Genomic DNA, 18,732 nt, shown 5'->3' with positions numbered 1-18,732 from the left:
TTTTACCCACATAAGGGAATGAGCAATGAACAATTTCAAATTACATACCCCTACCCGCATTCTGTTTGGTAAAGGCGCTATCGTCGATCTTCGCGATCAGATCCCGCAGGACGCCCGCGTGCTGATTACCTATGGCGGCGGTAGCGTGAAAAAGACCGGCGTACTGGCGCAAGTTCAGGAAGCGTTAAAAGGACTGGATGTTCGGGAGTTTGGCGGTATTGAACCGAACCCGTCCTATGAAACGCTGATGAAGGCCGTGCAGCTTGTGCGCGACGAAAATATTACCTTCCTGCTGGCCGTTGGCGGCGGTTCCGTACTGGACGGCACCAAATTTATCGCCGCAGCGGCGCAGTATACGGACGGCGTCGATCCGTGGCACATTCTGGAAACCGGCGGTACTGAGATTCGTAGCGCAATCCCGATGGGGTCTGTGCTGACCCTACCGGCAACCGGCTCAGAATCGAACGCCGGCGCAGTCATTTCCCGTAAAACCACTGGCGACAAACAGGCCTTCCACTCCTCGTTCGTGCAACCGGTGTTTGCCGTACTGGATCCGGTCTACACCTATACATTGCCGCCACGCCAGGTTGCGAACGGCGTCGTGGATGCTTTCGTCCATACCGTTGAGCAGTACGTCACTTACCCGGTTAACGGCAAAATTCAGGATCGTTTCGCCGAAGGCATTTTACTCACACTGATCGAAGAAGGTCCCAAAGCGCTGCAAGAGCCTGAAAACTATGACGTCCGCGCTAACGTGATGTGGGCCGCTACTCAGGCGTTAAATGGCCTGATTGGCGCTGGTGTTCCGCAGGACTGGGCGACGCATATGCTGGGCCATGAGCTTACCGCGATGCACGGTCTCGATCATGCCCAGACGCTGGCTATCATTCTGCCTGCGCTATGGAACGAAAAACGAGACGTTAAACGTGCAAAACTCCTGCAATATGCTGAACGTGTATGGAATATCACCGACGGTTCCGACGACGAGCGTATTGATGCCGCCATTGCCGCCACCCGCCGTTTCTTTGAACAGATGGGCGTGCCTACCCGTCTGTCCGATTACGGTCTGGATGGCAGCACTATTCCGGCGCTACTGGCTAAACTTGAGGCGCATGGATGCACAAATTTAGGTGAAAATCAGGATATTACGCTGGATGTCAGCCGTCGGATTTATGAAGCGGCGCGCTAAGGTTTTTTCGCCTCTGACTTTCGTTTTTGGCCATTTCGTCCAGACTTAAGTCACTTAGTCTCGCCGGACCCGACTCCGGCGAGCCAATTAAAAGAGGAACACATCATGGCTAATCCAACCATTATCAGGCTACAGGATGGCAACGTAATGCCACAACTTGGGCTGGGAGTCTGGAAAGCAAGCAATGAAGAGGTGATCGCGGCGATTCATAAAGCGCTGGAGGTGGGCTATCGATCGATTGATACCGCCACAGCATATCAGAATGAAGAAGGCGTCGGCAAAGCGCTAAAAGCAGCGAGCGTAGCGCGGGAAGAGCTGTTTATCACCACCAAGTTGTGGAATGACGATCAAAAACGTCCCCGCGAAGCCCTGCAGGAGAGTCTGAAAAAACTGCAGCTTGATTATCTCGATCTCTATCTGATGCACTGGCCCGTACCGGCTATCGATCACTATGTCGACGCCTGGAAGGGCATGATCGCGCTGCAAAAAGAGGGGCTGGTAAAGAGTATCGGGGTCTGTAACTTTCAGATCCATCACCTCCAGCGTCTGATCGATGAAACCGGCGTTACCCCTGTGATCAACCAGATCGAGCTTCACCCCTTGATGCAACAGCGCCAGCTACATGCGTGGAATGCGACGCATAAAATCCAGACCGAGTCCTGGAGCCCGCTGGCGCAGGGCGGCGAAGGCGTATTCGATCAGAAAGTGATTCGCGAACTGGCGGATAAATACGGCAAAACGCCCGCCCAGATTGTTATTCGCTGGCATCTGGACTGCGGGCTGGTCGTCATTCCGAAATCCGTCACCCCTTCCCGTATCGCGGAAAACTTTGCTGTCTGGGATTTCCGTCTCGATAAAGATGAATTAGGCGAGATCGCAAAACTGGATCAAGGAAAACGCCTCGGCCCCGATCCGGATCAGTTCGGCGGTTAAGCCGGATTTATCGCACGCCATGCCCGACGATGTCGTCGGGCTTTTTTGCATTCCGAAACATTAAGAAACAATTACGCGCATTTAACAGTATATTTCCCCCACACACAAGCGCAGAATTATTCTGATTTTGTGAATATTTATTCATATTTATTATGAATTTACTTAATACATATAAAATATTTATGGATGTGTGATTGTGGCGGAAAAAAAATCTCAGGGCGTCAAATGGCTCCCATTAATTCTTATTCTGGTTATCGCCGCCGGACTGTGGCAGCTAACGCCCCCTTCCGGGTTAAGCGCGCCGGCCTGGCATTCCGCGATTATTTTTGTCGCAACGATCGCCTCTATCGTGGCGAAAGTGCTGCCTATTGGCGCGGTCGGTATTATTGGTATCACCGTCTTTGCGCTCGCCTATGCTGCCGGCGACAAAACGGCCAGCGGCGCGATTACCACGGCGTTGAGCGAGCTGAACAGTTCGCTGATCTGGCTTATCGTCGTCGCCTTTATGATTGCCCGTGGGTTTATCAAAACCGGGCTGGGTCGGCGTATCGCCCTACAAATGATCCGTCTGTTAGGTAAACGAACGCTGGGTCTGGCTTATGGTCTGGCGTTTGCCGATCTGATCCTCTCCCCCGCGATGCCCAGTAACACCGCGCGCTGCGGCGGCGTGATTTACCCGATCGCCGACTCGCTGGCGCGCAGCTTTGATTCACATCCGGAAGATGAGTCTCGCAGCAAAATCGGTACCTTTCTGATCACCTGTATTGGCAATGTTAACGACGTCACCGCCGCACTGTTTATGACCGGTTATACGGGTAACCTGCTGGCGGTAAAACTGGCGGCGAACGCCGGCGTTACGTTGAGCTGGGGAAGCTGGTTTATCGCCGCGCTCCTGCCTTGCCTGGTCTCTTTTCTTATCGTCCCGCTGCTGGTCTACTGGCTGACGCGTCCGGAAATTAAACATACGCCGGATGCGCCGGATTTGGCACGCAAAGAGCTGGCGCAAATGGGCAGTATGACGCGCGGCGAGTGGCTCATGCTGGCGACCGTCGGCGTGTTGCTGGTGCTATGGATTTTTGGCAGCTCGCTCGGCGTGGATGCCACGACGGCCTCTTTTGTCGGTCTCTCGATTTTATTACTGAGCGGCGTGCTCACCTGGGAAGACGTTAAAAGCGAAAAAGGCGCCTGGGATACGTTGATTTGGTTTGCCGCGCTGCTGATGATGGCTAACCAGTTGAAGAAACTAGGATTCACCAGCTGGTTTGGCAACCTGATTGGCGACAGCATCGGCAGTACGATGCATGGAACTAGTTGGATAATCATTCTGCTGCTGCTTAACGCAGCCTATTTTTATACCCACTATTTTTTCGCCAGCGGCAACGCGCAAATCGCCGCGCTGTATGCGGTGTTTCTGGGTGTCGGTCTGCATCTGAATATACCGGCGGCGCCGATGGCGCTTATGCTGGCGTTTACCAGCAGCCTGTACTGCTCTCTTACGCAGTATACCCACGCACGCGGCCCCATTCTTTTTGGCGCCGGATATGTACCGACGGGCGTCTGGTGGCGAACGGGATTTATTATCAGCCTCTTTAATCAGGCGGTCTTTTTGACAGTCGGCCTCGCATGGTGGAAAGTGTTAGGGTTGTATTAAACGCTTAACGCATCGATAAGCCCTCGGTTAACGGAGAAATGGAATGACCTGCATTTTCTGTCAAATAGTTGAAGGTAAAGCACCTTGTCATAAAGTTTGGGAAGATGAGCATCACCTGGCTTTTTTGTCGATTTTTCCGAATACCGATGGGTTTACCGTAGTGATCCCGAAAAAACATTACCCCAGCTACGCGTTCGATCTACCGCCGCAGGCGTTAGCGGACCTGATGCTGGCGACCCAAAAAGTGGCGAAGAAACTGGATAAGGCTTTCCCGGATGTCAGTCGTACGGGAATGTTCTTCGAAGGTTTCGGCGTAGACCATGTGCACAGTAAATTAAGCCCCATGCACGGTACTGGCGATTTAACCCACTGGAAACCGATTGAATCGCGGCAGAATAAATTTTTCGAACAGTATGAAGGATATCTGTCGTCACACGATCATGAACGGGCGGATGATGAAAAACTGGCCGCGCTGGCGGCCAGAATTCGTGCGGCATAAATACGGAGCACTTCTGCCGGATGGCGGTGTAAGCACCTTATCCGGCCTACAAAACTGTGCTATTCATAAGCCTGATAAGCGCAGCGCCGTCAGGCATTATACCTTAGATTATATACTTCTTATCTATTTTAATATATCAACCCTGGTAGGTTAAATATTACGGCGCGTGGCTAAATATTTCGTACAAAACCATCCAGGAATAGCGGCAATAACACCCATTAAAATTATCCCTGCAAGAGTCATTTGCCTGTCTTCACGTTTTTCCATACTACATGCTTTAATAGCCATTATGAATATAACAACAGCTATTATAGCAATTACAATAAAACAGGGAATAATAATCATACCCATGATATCCCCTCCTCTGGGGCTGTATACAAGCATCATGCCTTAATCATTAAGGTAATATATAATTAATTTATACAATCAATAACATTGAAATAAAATATAAAGTTCCCCATAATTTAGCAATTACTAAAGACCGACACAATATATTTAGATGTCTGTTACTTCCAGAAACATTAGCTTCCAGAAGCAACAGATTCAAAGGTAATTAACGCCCTGCGCCTTTCCCGCGCCTCTTATTCGCAGCAAGCCCCTGCCGCTGATGTTCCACCGGCGTATGCTTGGTCAACGCCGGGCGCGTGTTGCGGTTCTGGCGACGCGCTTCGCGCATCTCTTCAATGGTCGGCGCAGGCACCAGACACTCACGGCGACCGCCAATCAAATGCTTTTTCCCCATCGCTTCCAGCGCCTGGCGAATCAGCGGCCAGTTCGCCGGATCGTGATAACGCAGCAGCGCCTTATGCAGGCGACGTTGCCTGTCTCCCTTCGGCACCACCACATCTTCACTCTTATAACCAATTTTACCCAGCGGGTTTTTGCCGGTGTAATACATGGTGGTCGAATTCGCCAACGGCGACGGGTAGAAGTTCTGCACCTGATCCAAACGGAAGCGGTGGCGCTTGAGCCACAGCGCCAGATTCACCATATCCTCGTCCCGCGTGCCCGGATGCGCGGAGATAAAATACGGGATCAGATACTGCTCTTTTCCGGCCTGTTTAGAGTAAAGGTCAAATAACTCTTTAAAGCGATCGTAGCTGCCCATACCCGGCTTCATCATTTTCGACAGCGGACCTTCTTCAGTATGCTCCGGCGCAATCTTCAGATAGCCGCCCACATGATGGCTTGCCAGCTCTTTAATATAGCGAGGATCTTCTACGGCGATGTCGTAGCGCACGCCGGAGGCAATTAAGATTTTCTTAATGCCTTTCAGTTCACGGGCGCGGCGATAAAGATTGATCGTCGGCGTATGGTCAGTATCCATATGCGGACAGATATCCGGATAGACGCATGACAGGCGACGACAGGTCTGCTCCGCACGCGGCGACTTACAGCGCAGCATATACATGTTCGCGGTAGGACCGCCCAGATCGGAGATCACGCCGGTAAACCCCGGCACCGTGTCGCGGATCGCTTCGATCTCGTTGATAATAGAGTCTTCCGAGCGGCTCTGAATGATGCGCCCTTCATGTTCAGTGATCGAGCAGAAAGAGCAGCCGCCAAAGCAGCCACGCATGATATTGATCGAAAAGCGGATCATCTCATAGGCCGGAATACGGGCATTGCCGTAAGCCGGGTGCGGCACACGCTGATACGGCAGCGCAAACACGCTATCCATCTCTTCAGTGGAGAGCGGTATGGCGGGCGGATTGATCCAGACATAGCGGTCGCCGTGTTTTTGCATCAGCGCCCGCGCGCAGCCAGGGTTAGTTTCGTGATGCAGAATACGCGACGCATGGGCGTACAGCACCTTGTCGCCTTTCACCTTTTCAAAGGATGGCAGCAGGATATAGGTTTTTTCCCACGGCTTCGGACGCGGCGGCTGCACGGTAATCGCTTTAGCTTCCTGCTTTTTCGGCGCGACCGGCTTGTTATCCGCGCACGGCAGATCCTCGCCATAGGGATGGGGAATTGGATCGATTTTACCCGGCGTGTCCAGACGAGTGGAGTCGACGCCGCTCCAGCCTGGCAGCGCTTCTTTAACCATAATCGCAGTGTTACGCACATCACGAATCTGATCGATGGTTTCGCCCATTGCCAGACGATGCGCCACTTCCACCAGCGGACGCTCGCCGTTGCCAAACATCAGCATGTCGGCTTTGGAATCAACTAACACTGAACGACGCACAGTATCAGACCAGTAGTCGTAATGCGCGGTACGGCGCAGACTGGCCTCAATGCCGCCAAGGATCACCGGGACATCTTTCCACGCTTCTTTGCAACGCTGGGTATAGACCAGCGTGGCGCGGTCCGGGCGTTTGCCCGCGACGTTATCTGGGGTGTAGGCGTCATCGTGGCGCAGCTTACGGTCAGCGGTGTAACGGTTGATCATCGAGTCCATGTTGCCGGCGGTGACGCCGAAGAACAGGTTCGGTTTGCCCAGACGCATAAAGTCGTCTTTGCTGTTCCAGTCAGGCTGGGCGATGATCCCCACACGGAAGCCCTGCGCTTCCAGCATACGACCGCAAATCGCCATGCCGAAGCTCGGATGGTCGACGTAAGCGTCGCCGGTTACCAGAATAATGTCGCAGCTATCCCAGCCAAGTTGATCCATCTCGTCACGTGACATCGGCAAAAACGGCGCCGGCCCAAAGCAGGCGGCCCAGTACTGCGGCCAGGAGAAAAGGTCGCGATCCGGTTGGATCAGGGAGATAGCGCTCATATTGCTTCCAAAACGATTGGCAAAAAAATAATCAAAGGTCGGGGATTATAAGCCGTATCTATAGCGAAAATGAAGGAGATTATCGCCTTATATGCAGGGCTGGCGCGAAATAGAAACAACTTTCAACGGCCTGGCCTGAGGTGTTTGAAATTGGTCTTATGAATATCTTCAAATTGGTATGCAATTAATTATACCCACGTCTAAAAACGTGGTATCATCATAACAACAAAAAGTAAAAAAACATCATATTATCAGCAATATATAAAAAAACTTCGCTGAATTGCTCACGATACTGTTTTTATCATGACTTTCTTCTGTGAACCAGATCTCTTTCTTTGGTCTATTGATTAAATTAAATTGGCTGACAGAATTCAGGGGATAAAGAACACCATCACCACGCCTTTCCCCTACGCAATACCTTACGTATCAGCAGGTTATTAATTAATCAACGATAACCACAGGAATCCCAACCTATAAGGAAGCAGATATGAAAAACACACGTTCATTCACAACATCAGCGGTATTACTGGCCGGCTGTTTGCTGCTGGCATTTCCAACGCTCGCCAAAACGACGCTGAAACTGAGCCACAATCAGGATAAAAGCCACGCCGTTCACAAAGCGATGAGCTATCTGGCCGACAAAGCGAAAGCCTATTCGGACGGCGAATTAAATATTCGTATTTACCCCAACGCCACGCTGGGCAACGAACGTGAATCGCTGGAATTGATGAACTCCGGCGCTCTGCAAATGGTGAAAGTCAATGCGGCATCGCTGGAGTCTTTTGCGCCGGAATATAGCGTGTTTAGCCTGCCGTTTTTATTCCGCGACCGCGATCACTACTACAACGTACTGAAAAGCGACTTAGGGAAACGCATTCTCGCGTCCTCCGAAAGCAAAGGCTTCGTCGGCTTAACCTGGTACGACGGCGGCGCCCGCAGTTTTTACGCTGGTAAGCCCATCACTCAACCCGACGATTTAGCCGGTATGAAAATCAGAGTGCAGCAAAGCCCCAGCGCTATCGCGATGGTGAAAGCGCTCGGCGGCGTGCCGACGCCGATGGCGCAAGGCGAACTCTATACCGCGCTCCAGCAAGGCGTGGTCGATGGCGGCGAAAACAACCCCGTGGTTTATGCCGATATGCGTCATGCGGAGGTGGCGAAATTCTATTCCCGCGACGAGCACACGATGGTGCCGGATGTCCTGGTCATCAGTACCAAAGTACTTAACAAATTGAGCGATAAAGAGCGGAAAGCGTTATATAAAGCCGCAGATGAATCCATGCAGCAAATGAAAGACGTCATCTGGCCCGCCGCGGAAAAAGAGGCTTATGAGAGCATGAAGGCCATGAACGCGACTGTTGTTGATATTGATAAATCCGCGTTCAAACAGCGTGTTAAGCCCTTGTTTGATGAGTTCCGCGCAAAAGACGCTCAGTCAGCGAAGGATCTGGAATACATCGAGAATATGTAAATCTGCCGGGCAGGGTTCTCCTGCCCTTTACAGGATGTAATATGCGAATACTCACCAATGCACTGAACAAAATACTGGCCGGGTGCTGCTGTATTATTCTGGCGGTCATGGTTGCCTGCGTATCCTGGCAGGTGGCGGCGCGCTTTATATTCAACGCGCCAAGCAGCACGCTCGACGAATTCACCCAGATTCTTTTTATGTGGATGATTCTGTTAGGCGGCGTCTATACCGCCGGATTAAAAAAACATTTAGCTATCGATTTGTTAGCGCAAAAACTCTCCCGAACGCCCGCCCTCGTGCTCGACAGTATCATTCAGGTGATTATTACCGTGTTCGCGCTGATTTTTATGGTGTACGGCGGTGATATTATTGTTGAAAAAGCGGCGCACGTCAGCCAAATGTCCCCGGTATTAAAATGGCCTATGGATAAAGTCTATTGGGTCATGCCGATTAGCGGCGTCATCCTGGTGTACTACACCATTGTGAACGTTATTGATAATTATCATCAGCGCCATCTTCGCTAACGAGGGATATATGGACTTTGAATATATTTACCCAATAATTGTTTTATTTGGCAGTTTTGCCATTATGCTGGCGGTCGGCGTTCCTATTACATTCGCTATCGGGCTGTCGTCCTTATTCTCAATCCTGATAGCCCTTCCCCCGGATGCGGCAATCTCGGTTATTTCACAAAAAATGACCGTCGGTCTCGATGGCTTTACGCTGCTGGCGATCCCCTTTTTTGTGTTAGCCGGCAATATCATGAATACCGGGGGAATCGCCCGGCGCCTGGTGAATCTGGCTCAGGCGTTAGTTGGCCGCCTTCCCGGTTCGCTGGCGCACTGCAATATTCTGGCGAACACCCTGTTTGGCGCGATATCCGGCTCGGCTGTCGCTTCTGCGGCCGCGGTGGGCGGCATCATGTCGCCATTACAGGAAAAAGAGGGCTACTCTCCGGCGTTCTCTACGGCGATCAACGTCGCTTCGGCGCCGATTGGCTTGATGATCCCGCCCAGCAACGTGCTAATTGTCTATTCGCTGGCTAGCGGCGGCACCTCTGTCGCCGCCCTGTTTTTGGCGGGCTACCTGCCCGGCATCTTAACCGCGCTGGCTTTAATGACGGTAGCGGCGCTGTATGCCCATCGCCACCATTACCCGGTTGCCGAACGCATCAACCTGCGGCAGTTTCTGTCGGTATTCCGCGATTCGTTGCCCAGCCTGTTGCTGATATTTATTATTATCGGCGGCATTATCGGCGGCGTATTTACGCCAACAGAGGCCTCTGCGATCGCGGTAATCTATAGCCTGGCGCTGGCGGCCATTTATCGAGAAATTAATGTGAGTAAGTTGCGCGATATTCTGCTGGATTCGGTAGTAACCAGCTCTATTGTTCTCTTACTGGTCGGCTGCTCAATGGGAATGTCATGGGCGATGACCAATGCTGATGTTCCTGAACTGATTAATGAAATGATTACCAGCGTGTCCGAAAATAAATGGGTCATCTTGCTGATTATCAATCTCATTTTGTTATTCGTCGGGACGTTTATGGATATTACCCCGGCTATTCTAATCTTTACGCCTATTTTCCTTCCCATTGCTCAACATCTGGGAATCGACCCTGTCCATTTTGGCATTATTATGGTTTTCAATTTAACCATCGGACTGTGTACGCCCCCGGTAGGCACTATTTTGTTCGTCGGTTGCAGTATCGGCAAAATCAGTATTGATAAAGTCGTCAAACCGCTATTACCGATGTTTCTGGCACTCTTTGTGGTCATGGCGATGATTTGCTACTTCCCGCAGTTGAGTCTGCTGCTTCCCACGCTGTTTGCTCCTTCCTGAAAACCCTGACGGGTCTGCGCTATTCAGACCCGTACTCGGACGCTTTACGACGCCGGATTCACCAGCATTTGCCCAATCGAGCCGCGGTCAGCCATTTCCAGCGTCTGGCTGTTGAAATAGAACGGGAAGTGCGGCCAGGACGGCTGACCGTAGTAGACCAGCAATTCGACTTGCCCATCCACCCAGACGGTATCTTTCCAGCCTCTATCTTCCGGGAACGGCATAGCGCCGTTGACGTTACGAATCAGGAAAGAGACGCCCTCAATATGGAACGACTGCGGCATATCGGCGCGTACCGTCCAGCGCTCCCAGGTGCCTTGTTGGGCGGTAATATCAATGCGATTCACATCCCACAGTTGGCCGTTAATCCCCGGATCGTCGCCAAGACTGATGTCCCGACTGCGGACAGGCGCGCCGCTCATGATCTCCGTCGGCAACAGACGCATCGGCAGATTATCGGTCACCAGCGGCAGCAATCCGGTTGGCCGTAACGTCAGCACCAGGGTAGAAACCAGAATACTGGAAGGCTCAAAGAAACCGCGAATCCGATCGACTATGCTGGCCGCCTCCCCGCAGGTGATCGAGACTTCGTCGCCGTTGGTCATATCAACCAGGATTTCACGTCGCTCGCCGGGCGCCAGTGACAACTGTTTGACGGAAACCGGCGCAGGTAAAAAGCCCTGATCGCCTGAAATCACATGCAGCGCCCGGCCATCGCTCATCTGAAGCTGATAGCGCCGCGAGTTCGAGGCGTTCAACAACCGTAACCGCACCCACCCGCGGGACACTTCGACATAGGGGCTTTGCGCGCCGTTCACCAGCAGCGTATCGCCGACAAAACCACCGCTTCCCGGTTCGCTGTACTCCGGCGTCCCAAAGTTATCCAGCCGTTTATCCTGGATAATGACGGGAAAATCATCCACGCCGTAATGGTTCGGAATGGGCAGCGTTTTACTGATGTCGTCTTCGACCAGCCACATTCCTGCCAGGCCGTTATACACCTGCTGCGCGGTGCGGTTAGGCGTGTTAGCGTGATACCACAGCGTCGCGGCGCTCTGACGAATCGGCAACACCGGCGCCCAGTCCGCGTTCGGCGACATCATACGCGCCGGGCCACCCATCAGCGGCCCCGGAACCAGTAAACCAGCAACCGTCATGGAGACATTTTCCGCCAGGCGGTTGCTATAGATGAGTTTAACGTCATCGCCTTTCCAGACGCGGATTGTCGGCCCCAGATAACGACCGTTCACTCCCCAGACCGGCGCGCGCGTGCCTTGCGTAAAGGACCAGTGCGCTCGCTGTAGCGTCATAAACAACGGCTGCCCGCGACGGGACTCCAGCAACGGCGGAACAGGCAACGGCTGTTGCTGACCGGCAGCATTCGCCCTGAGGGGAATCGCGCCTGCACATAGTGCGATTCCCGATGCCTGAAGAAACTGACGCCGACTGAATGACATATAAGCTCCATGTAAAACAGGCTAAAGAGTTGTGCCTGAAAAAATGATTTCTACAATAACAGAGTAAGGCTGCTTAAACCTTACCGGTCGCTTCACGTTCCGCAACCTCTTTATCAAGTTCCGCGATTTTTTGCTCCATTAACGCACGGCAGTGGGCCGCCAGCTCGCGAACCTGATCTTTACCATATTCGCTGACGTCGACTGGCGGCAGCATTTCCACAATAACCAGTCCGTTGTTCAGGCGGTTTAGATTGACTTTGTTAGAGGTGTTGGAAACGCAGACAGGAATGATCGGCACACCAGCCGCGATAGCCGCATGAAACGCGCCGGTTTTAAACGGCAGCAGACCGCGTCCCCGGCTACGCGTACCTTCAGGGAACATCCAGATAGAAATACGGCGCTTTTTAAAATGGTTAACCACTGCCGCAATGGTGCTATGCGCTTTGGCGCGGTTATTACGGTCAATCAACAGATTACCGGTCAGCCAGTACAGTTGCCCAAAAAACGGGATCCAAAGCAGGCTTTTTTTCCCCACCGTCACCGTTGGCGGCTGCACAATATTCGCCGCCGTGACCATATCATAATTATTCTGGTGGTTAGCAATATAGATAGCATTGCCATAGTTTACCGCGTCGGCGGGTTTGCGGCACTCCACTTTCAGGCCAAACAGCGGGGCCAGACGGCCGAACATATGCCCAAACGTCGCCACGTGTTTTGGGTTACGTGGGCTGAAAAGGCAGTAAATAGAACCGAAAACACAGACCAGAATGGAGTAAATAACGGTAACAATAAGACGAAAAATATATAGCATAACAACCTCTGAAGGCCTAAGAGCCCGGCATTCTACGTCACCTGAAATTCAGGTTAGGATTTTGGTAAGTGTGGCTCTCTGGAAAAACGTATTGTTAATCGCAATGCACGAATAAACAACGGTTTTACGGGAAATTTTAATGTTAATCCGATCTGAAACCGTAGGCCGGATAAGACGCTACTGCGTCGTCATCCGGCAACGGCAGAGCGCCGGATGGCAGCTTAAATGCCTTGTCCGGCCTACGGGCGCCCCTCTCTTACTCTTCGCTGTCGCCATGACTTACGCGATGCGGCGAATCAATCTCAATGCGATCGATACGCTGCAGGCCGCGCATTAATGTGCCACGGCGTCCGCGTTCGCCGACCACCTTCTGTAACTCTTCAGGGCGCAGTTTGATTTTGCGCTTCCCGACATGGATAGTCAGAGTGCTTTGTGGCGGCAGCACGTACAGGTGCGCCAGTCCATCATCGCCTTTCGCCGCTTCTGCAGAGGGGATATTAATGATCTTATTCCCTTTGCCTTTCGACAGCTGCGGCAGAGAGTCTACCGGGAACATCAACATCCGTCCGGCCTGGGTAATCGCCAGCAGCATATCGTGCTCGTCTTCAATCACCAGCGGCGGCATGACGTGCGCATTTTCCGGCAGTGTAATCAACGCCTTACCGGCACGGTTACGGGCAACCAGATCGTTAAACGTACAAACGAAGCCGTAGCCCGCATCCGACGCCATCAGCAGTTTCTGGTCATCGCCTTCCATCAGCATATGCTCTACGGTCGCCCCCGGCGGCAGCGTGAGTTTGCCGGTCAGCGGCTCGCCCTGCCCACGCGCCGAGGGAAGCGTAATGGGATCAATAGCATAGCTGCGCCCGGTGGTATCAATAAACACCACCGGTTGATTGCTCTTACCTTTCACCGCGGCTTTAAAGCTGTCGCCCGCTTTATAGTTAAGCCCCGGCGCATCAATATCATGACCTTTGGCGCTGCGCACCCAGCCCATCTGCGACAGCACGATAGTCACCGGTTCGGACGGCAGCATGTCGTGTTCGCTCATCGCTTTAGCTTCTTCGCGCTCACGCAGCGGAGAACGGCGATCGTCGCCATAGGCATCGGAATCTGCCTGTAGCTCTTTTTTCAGCAAGGTATTCATTTTGCGTTCGGACGCGAGAATGCCCTGCAACTGGTCACGCTCTTTTTCCAGCTCGTCCTGCTCGCCGCGAATTTTCATCTCTTCCAGTTTGGCGAGATGGCGCAGTTTCAGTTCGAGAATCGCTTCCGCCTGGGTTTCGCTGATGCCGAAACGCGACATCAGCGCGGGTTTCGGCTCGTCTTCGCTACGGATAATCTCAATCACTTCGTCGATGTTGAGAAACGCCACCAGCAGACCTTCGAGGATATGCAGGCGTTTAAGCACTTTCTCCAGACGATAGTTCAGACGACGGCGTACCGTGTCGCGACGGAACGCCAGCCACTCGGTGAGGATCTCCAGCAGGTTTTTCACCGCCGGACGACCATCCAGACCGATCATGTTCAGGTTAATACGGTAGCTTTTTTCCAGATCGGTGGTGGCGAACAGATGGTTCATCACCTGCTCCATATCCACACGGTTGGAGCGCGGGACAATCACTAAACGCGTCGGGTTTTCGTGATCTGATTCATCGCGCAGATCGTCCACCATCGGCAGTTTTTTATTACGCATCTGCGCAGCAATCTGCTCCAGCACTTTCGCGCCAGAGACCTGATGCGGCAGCGCGGAAATTACCACGGCGCCGTCTTCTTTGGTCCATACCGCGCGCATACGCACGGAGCCCCGCCCGTTTTCGTAAATTTTACGAATTTCCGCACGTGGGGTAATGATCTCCGCTTCGGTCGGGTAATCCGGCCCCTGGACGATATCCAGCAACTGATCCAGCGTCGTTTTCGGCTGCTCAATCAGCGTAATCGCCGCTTTCGCCACTTCGCGCAGGTTGTGCGGCGGGATATCTGTTGCCATCCCCACCGCAATACCGGTGGTGCCGTTCAGCAGGATGTTCGGCAGACGCGCCGGTAACATTTTCGGTTCCTGCATCGTGCCGTCGAAGTTTGGCACCCAGTCCGCCGTCCCCTGGCCGAGTTCGCTTAACAGCAGCTCGGCATATTTGGACAGGCGAGATTCGGTATAACGCATTGCCGCGAATGACTTCGGATCATCCGGCGCGCCCCAGTTTCCCTGGCCATCGACCAGCGGGTAACGGTAAGAGAACGGCTGCGCCATCAGCACCATGGCTTCATAGCAGGCGCTGTCGCCGTGCGGATGATACTTACCCAGTACGTCACCGACGGTACGGGCGGATTTTTTAAATTTAGCGCTGGCGTTCAGCCCCAGCTCTGACATCGCATAGACGATGCGGCGCTGTACCGGCTTCAGGCCGTCGCCAATAAACGGCAACGCACGATCCATGATCACGTACATGGAGTAGTTTAAGTAGGCGTTTTCCGTAAATTCATGTAGCGCAAGGCGCTCTGCCATATCGCTCATTAACAGGGGATCCTCAATCTGCATGCTGACCGTTCGGACGGCAATATTGCCGCAGATAATACCCTATCTCACGGTCTGAGTCACAAACCGTGAGACAGGTTGCGAGGAAGTTAACGAAGCGGCAGATAGATATCCGTCAGCAGCTCATGTTCCGCCACCTCATTGACGAAATTCAGGTACTGGAAGAAGACCGGAAAATCGCGCAGCGTCTCGCCGCTGGCCGGTAGCCATTCGCGGAATAAATACCACACGCTCTCCGGGAGGCTGTCGAGCGATCCCTGATGGCGCACCACCGCGCAGCGCCCGCCAGGAATCTCGCTATTCACCACGCCAACGTCATTTTCGGCTATCGGCTGGCGGACGCTGCCGCAGATATCAAAGCGGAATTGATCCGGCGGCGTCGTCTGCGGGTCGTGCCAGGCAATACCAAAAGTTTGACTGCTGGCAATCGGCGACTGGCCCGTTTCGCGCCGCCATGCAATAAATTTCGCCGCGCTGGCGTTGACTTTATCCGGATGCCCCAGATGCGTCAGCATCGCGACGCGGGTAGGTGGAAATTCAACGATTTTTACGTCCATGACATGCTGCTCCTGTAACGCAAGTTTAGGAACGCGTTGGTGCCAGGCCAGCCAGTCCGGCGATTGCCGAAACCGGCGCGGGCTTTGACCAAACGCGGTTTTGAAAGCACGTGTGAACGACTCCGGATTCTGGAACCCGGCATCCAGCGCGATATCGATAACTTTATCCTGCGGGTTAAACGCCAGCCGCCATGACGCACGGCGCAAACGCAGCCACTGGATATAGCGATAGAGCGGAAGCCCGCTCCAGGCGGTAAACTGCCGATGAAAATGAAACGGCGAGCTGTGCGCCATCCGGCTTAACGCCTCAATCGACAGAGGCTCATCCAGATGACGCTCAATGTGGTCGCAAACGCGCCGCAGACGTTCGGAATAAGCCGCGCTGATCAGGCCATTCATCACTGCCTCCTTGTGGCCTATTCTGCCCACCGGGCGGCTGTGAATCCTGACCGATCTTGCGCAATGTGGGATTACGGATTCACTTTACGAATCTGTTTTACGTCGATTTCGACAGAGTTCCAGTCTTTATCCACTTCACCCTGAATTTCAACGGTATCCTGCGGGGTTACGGTCAGGCCGTTCCAGCGCTTGTGGTCAATATCCACATTGATAGTACCGGTCGCATCTTTAAACACATACAGGTCGTCGGAAATGCGCTCGACGATATTCCCGCGCAGCGTTACCCACGCATCGTCACGCAGCGATTTAGCGCTCTCTACCGTCGTGCTGCTGCCGTTCGGGCCGACAAATCCGCCGCCTTGCGTTTGCGTCGCCGACGGGCCGGAGAAACCGCCCTGCTGAGCCGCCAGAACCGGGGTAGAACACAGTGCCATAACGGCAACGATTGCAGCTAATTTTTTCATGATTACTTTTCCCTTTCATGTCGTTTCAGATCCATTTAATAAGGTAATCCTTAACAACTTCTTAAGGCAAAAAAAGAATCTTTTTTTCTGTACATCGCCTGCGGCGACAAGGTTAACTGACGGCAACGCGAGTTACCGCAAGGAAGAACAGATGCGAATTTTACTGGTAGAAGATGACACACTTATTGGCGATGGCATAAAAGCGGGCCTGAGTAAAATGGGTTTCAGCGTCGACTGGTTTACCGAGGGACGTCCGGGCAAAGAGGCGCTTTACAGCGCGCCTTATGATGCGGTTATTTTAGATTTGACGCTGCCAGGCATGGACGGACGGGATATTTTGCGCGAATGGCGCGAAAAGGGTAAACAGGAACCGGTACTGATCCTGACGGCGCGCGACGCGTTAGCAGAGCGCGTCGAGGGGCTACGTCTGGGCGCCGATGACTATTTATGTAAACCTTTCGCGCTCATTGAGGTCGCCGCCCGTCTGGAGGCGCTGGTACGCCGCGCCAGCGGTCAGGCCAGTAGCGAATTGCGCCACGGCCAGGTGACGCTCAATCCAGGCAATCTCGTCGCGACGCTTGCCGGCGAACCGCTGGCCCTAAAACCAAAAGAGTTCGCGTTGCTGGAACTCTTACTGCGCAACAAAGGTCGCGTGCTGCCGCGCAAGCTTATTGAAGAGAAGCTGTATAACTGGGATGACGACGTGTCCAGCAATGCAGTGGAAGTCCATGTTCATCATTTACGCCGCAAGCTCGGCAGCGAATTTATTCGCACCGTACACGGCATCGGCTACACCCTGGGTGACGCATGAAATTGACGCAACGTCTCAGCCTGCGCGTCAGGCTGACGCTTATTTTCCTGATTCTGGTCTCCATCACTTGGGCAATTTCCAGTTTTGTGGCCTGGAGAAAGACGACGGATAATGTCGACGAGCTGTTTGACACACAGTTGATGTTGTTCGCCAGACGGCTTAGCACCCTTGATCTTAACGAGATCAACGCCCCGCAGCGCATGGCGCATACGCCAAAGAAATTAAAACATGGGCATATCGATGACGATGCGCTGGCGTTCGCCATCTTTTCCGCTGACGGCAAAATGTTGCTGCATGATGGCGACAACGGCCAGGATATTCCGTATCGCTATCGTCGGGAAGGTTTCGACAATGGCTATCTGAAGGATGACAACGACCTCTGGCGTTTTTTGTGGTTGAACTCGGCGGACGGCAAGTATCGTATCGTCGTCGGTCAGGAGTGGGATTACCGCGAAGATATGGCGCTGGCGATCGTAGCGGCGCAATTAACGCCGTGGCTGATCGCCCTTCCCTTCATGCTACTGATTTTATTGCTCCTGCTTCACCGCGAGCTCAGACCGTTGAAAAAACTGGCGCAGGCGCTACGCTTCCGGTCGCCGGAATCGGAAACGCCGCTCGACGCCAAAGGCGTACCGAGCGAGGTTCGCCCACTGGTCGAAGCGCTTAATCAGCTTTTTAGCCGCATCCACTCCATGATGGTGCGCGAACGGCGATTTACCTCCGACGCCGCCCATGAATTGCGCAGCCCGCTGGCCGCGCTGAAAGTACAAACCGAGGTGGCGCAGCTCTCGGGCGACGATCCGCTATCGCGTGATAAAGCGCTGACCCAGCTCCATGCGGGGATCGATCGCGCCACGCGGCTGGTCGATCAGCTACTGACGTTATCGCGTCTCGACTCGCTCAATAATTTGCAGGATGTAGCGGAGATTTCGCTGGAAGAGCTGCTGCAGTCCGCGGTAATGGATATTTATCATCCGGCGCAGCAGGCGAATATCGACGTGCGTTTACAGCTTAACGCCCATGACGTCATACGTACCGGCCAGCCGCTACTCTTAAGCCTGTTAGTGCGTAACCTGCTGGATAATGCGATTCGCTACAGTCCGCAGGGCAGCGTCGTCGACGTTACCTTACATGCCCGCAGCTTCACCGTCAGAGATAATGGCCCCGGCGTAGCGCCAGAGATTCTGACGCATATCGGCGAGCGTTTTTACCGCCCGCCTGGCCAAAGTGTGACCGGCAGCGGTCTGGGATTATCAATCGTCCGCCGCATCGCTACGCTGCACGGCATGACGGTATCGTTTGGCAACGCCGCGGAAGGTGGATTTGAGGCCGTAGTAAGTTGGTAACAGAGACTTTTGCCAAAAACGCAAAAGACTTTGCACATTTT

Annotated in this window: 15 protein-coding genes and 1 pseudogene; 9 read left to right on the top strand and 7 right to left on the bottom strand. The window is 53.3% G+C overall.

All coding sequences use genetic code 11. The features are described 5' to 3' along the window. Positions 1–25: 25 nt before the first annotated feature. The 4 genes and pseudogenes from yqhD to ABVN44_RS20515 all read left to right on the top strand — a co-directional run bounded on the left by yqhD (position 26) and on the right by ABVN44_RS20515 (position 4,272). Positions 26–1,189 carry an alcohol dehydrogenase gene (yqhD, locus tag ABVN44_RS20530; RefSeq protein WP_001058722.1) on the top strand — a complete coding sequence of 388 codons (1,164 nt, stop codon included), beginning with the start codon at positions 26–28 and terminating at the stop codon, positions 1,187–1,189. 105 nt (positions 1,190–1,294) lie between these two features. After that, complete coding sequence (gene dkgA / locus ABVN44_RS20525; RefSeq protein ID WP_000013100.1) at positions 1,295–2,122, top strand: 2,5-didehydrogluconate reductase DkgA; 828 nt, start codon at positions 1,295–1,297, stop codon at positions 2,120–2,122. Positions 2,123–2,287: 165 nt separating this feature from the next. Continuing rightward, positions 2,288–3,773: pseudogene (locus ABVN44_RS20520) on the top strand (DASS family sodium-coupled anion symporter). Positions 3,774–3,816: 43 nt separating this feature from the next. Further along, positions 3,817–4,272, top strand: coding sequence for an HIT family protein (locus ABVN44_RS20515; RefSeq protein WP_001527932.1), 456 nt, complete (start codon positions 3,817–3,819; stop codon positions 4,270–4,272). Positions 4,273–4,422: 150 nt separating this feature from the next. Here the strand turns inward: ABVN44_RS20515 and ABVN44_RS20510 are convergent, their stop codons facing one another. Together ABVN44_RS20510 and ABVN44_RS20505 are read right to left on the bottom strand one after the other, a co-directional pair. Further along, positions 4,423–4,623: a hypothetical protein gene (locus tag ABVN44_RS20510; protein ID WP_023232616.1), complete on the bottom strand. Its 201-nt coding sequence runs from the start codon at positions 4,621–4,623 to the stop codon at positions 4,423–4,425. Between the two features lie 202 nt (positions 4,624–4,825). Continuing rightward, positions 4,826–6,997 carry a YgiQ family radical SAM protein gene (locus ABVN44_RS20505; RefSeq protein ID WP_023232615.1) on the bottom strand — a complete coding sequence of 724 codons (2,172 nt, stop codon included), beginning with the start codon at positions 6,995–6,997 and terminating at the stop codon, positions 4,826–4,828. 487 nt (positions 6,998–7,484) lie between these two features. Between ABVN44_RS20505 and ABVN44_RS20500 the strand changes: the two genes are divergently transcribed. Genes ABVN44_RS20500 through ABVN44_RS20490 form a run of 3 tightly spaced genes read left to right on the top strand, consistent with a single transcriptional unit; the run spans position 7,485 to position 10,310 of the window. Continuing rightward, positions 7,485–8,468, top strand: a complete 984-nt coding sequence (locus ABVN44_RS20500; protein WP_000799371.1) for a TRAP transporter substrate-binding protein — start codon at positions 7,485–7,487, stop codon at positions 8,466–8,468. Between the two features lie 41 nt (positions 8,469–8,509). Continuing rightward, positions 8,510–8,992, top strand: coding sequence for a TRAP transporter small permease (locus ABVN44_RS20495; protein WP_001221828.1), 483 nt, complete (start codon positions 8,510–8,512; stop codon positions 8,990–8,992). A 10-nt stretch (positions 8,993–9,002) separates the two neighbouring features. Then, the gene (locus ABVN44_RS20490) at positions 9,003–10,310 is read left to right on the top strand and encodes a TRAP transporter large permease (protein WP_000345259.1); all 1,308 of its coding nucleotides are present in this window, start codon (positions 9,003–9,005) and stop codon (positions 10,308–10,310) included. A 44-nt stretch (positions 10,311–10,354) separates the two neighbouring features. On the opposite strand, the gene ftsP is transcribed toward ABVN44_RS20490, so the two are convergent. The 5 genes from ftsP to ABVN44_RS20465 form a co-directional block, all read right to left on the bottom strand. Then, complete coding sequence (gene ftsP / locus ABVN44_RS20485; RefSeq protein WP_000010658.1) at positions 10,355–11,767, bottom strand: cell division protein FtsP; 1,413 nt, start codon at positions 11,765–11,767, stop codon at positions 10,355–10,357. A 73-nt stretch (positions 11,768–11,840) separates the two neighbouring features. Further along, positions 11,841–12,578: a 1-acylglycerol-3-phosphate O-acyltransferase gene (gene plsC / locus ABVN44_RS20480; RefSeq protein WP_023232614.1), complete on the bottom strand. Its 738-nt coding sequence runs from the start codon at positions 12,576–12,578 to the stop codon at positions 11,841–11,843. A gap of 256 nt (positions 12,579–12,834) precedes the next feature. Then, positions 12,835–15,093 carry a DNA topoisomerase IV subunit A gene (gene parC, locus ABVN44_RS20475; protein ID WP_001281856.1) on the bottom strand — a complete coding sequence of 753 codons (2,259 nt, stop codon included), beginning with the start codon at positions 15,091–15,093 and terminating at the stop codon, positions 12,835–12,837. Positions 15,094–15,203: 110 nt separating this feature from the next. Then, positions 15,204–16,070 (bottom strand): GyrI-like domain-containing protein, encoded by an 867-nt coding sequence (locus ABVN44_RS20470; RefSeq protein WP_023232613.1) that lies wholly within the window; start codon positions 16,068–16,070, stop codon positions 15,204–15,206. 71 nt (positions 16,071–16,141) lie between these two features. Continuing rightward, positions 16,142–16,534, bottom strand: a complete 393-nt coding sequence (locus ABVN44_RS20465; RefSeq protein WP_000731552.1) for a YgiW/YdeI family stress tolerance OB fold protein — start codon at positions 16,532–16,534, stop codon at positions 16,142–16,144. A gap of 151 nt (positions 16,535–16,685) precedes the next feature. On the opposite strand from ABVN44_RS20465, the gene qseB reads away from it, so the two are divergent. Next, positions 16,686–17,345, top strand: coding sequence for a quorum sensing response regulator transcription factor QseB (gene qseB / locus ABVN44_RS20460; protein ID WP_001221574.1), 660 nt, complete (start codon positions 16,686–16,688; stop codon positions 17,343–17,345). Beyond that, positions 17,342–18,691, top strand: a complete 1,350-nt coding sequence (gene qseC, locus ABVN44_RS20455) for a quorum sensing histidine kinase QseC (protein ID WP_000779328.1) — start codon at positions 17,342–17,344, stop codon at positions 18,689–18,691. The genes qseB and qseC overlap by 4 nt, the downstream gene beginning before the upstream one ends. The last annotated feature ends 41 nt before the right edge of the window (positions 18,692–18,732 follow it).

The organism is Salmonella sp. SJTUF15570 (assembly GCF_043357055.1).
Classification (GTDB): domain Bacteria; phylum Pseudomonadota; class Gammaproteobacteria; order Enterobacterales; family Enterobacteriaceae; genus Salmonella; species Salmonella enterica.
Note: the sequence above shows the minus strand (reverse complement) of the source record. Positions and strands in the feature narration are given on the sequence as shown.

What these genes read in the sequence shown, in the direction of transcription:
- yqhD (WP_001058722.1), top strand. Translation starts at nt 26, where the DNA reads ATGAACAATTTCAAATTACATACCCCTACCCGCATTCTGTTTGGTAAA.
- dkgA (WP_000013100.1), top strand. Translation starts at nt 1,295, where the DNA reads ATGGCTAATCCAACCATTATCAGGCTACAGGATGGCAACGTAATGCCA.
- ABVN44_RS20515 (WP_001527932.1), top strand. Translation starts at nt 3,817, where the DNA reads ATGACCTGCATTTTCTGTCAAATAGTTGAAGGTAAAGCACCTTGTCAT.
- ABVN44_RS20510 (WP_023232616.1), bottom strand. Translation starts at nt 4,623, where the DNA reads ATGGGTATGATTATTATTCCCTGTTTTATTGTAATTGCTATAATAGCT.
- ABVN44_RS20505 (WP_023232615.1), bottom strand. Translation starts at nt 6,997, where the DNA reads ATGAGCGCTATCTCCCTGATCCAACCGGATCGCGACCTTTTCTCCTGG.
- ABVN44_RS20500 (WP_000799371.1), top strand. Translation starts at nt 7,485, where the DNA reads ATGAAAAACACACGTTCATTCACAACATCAGCGGTATTACTGGCCGGC.
- ABVN44_RS20495 (WP_001221828.1), top strand. Translation starts at nt 8,510, where the DNA reads ATGCGAATACTCACCAATGCACTGAACAAAATACTGGCCGGGTGCTGC.
- ABVN44_RS20490 (WP_000345259.1), top strand. Translation starts at nt 9,003, where the DNA reads ATGGACTTTGAATATATTTACCCAATAATTGTTTTATTTGGCAGTTTT.
- ftsP (WP_000010658.1), bottom strand. Translation starts at nt 11,767, where the DNA reads ATGTCATTCAGTCGGCGTCAGTTTCTTCAGGCATCGGGAATCGCACTA.
- plsC (WP_023232614.1), bottom strand. Translation starts at nt 12,578, where the DNA reads ATGCTATATATTTTTCGTCTTATTGTTACCGTTATTTACTCCATTCTG.
- parC (WP_001281856.1), bottom strand. Translation starts at nt 15,093, where the DNA reads ATGAGCGATATGGCAGAGCGCCTTGCGCTACATGAATTTACGGAAAAC.
- ABVN44_RS20470 (WP_023232613.1), bottom strand. Translation starts at nt 16,070, where the DNA reads ATGAATGGCCTGATCAGCGCGGCTTATTCCGAACGTCTGCGGCGCGTT.
- ABVN44_RS20465 (WP_000731552.1), bottom strand. Translation starts at nt 16,534, where the DNA reads ATGAAAAAATTAGCTGCAATCGTTGCCGTTATGGCACTGTGTTCTACC.
- qseB (WP_001221574.1), top strand. Translation starts at nt 16,686, where the DNA reads ATGCGAATTTTACTGGTAGAAGATGACACACTTATTGGCGATGGCATA.
- qseC (WP_000779328.1), top strand. Translation starts at nt 17,342, where the DNA reads ATGAAATTGACGCAACGTCTCAGCCTGCGCGTCAGGCTGACGCTTATT.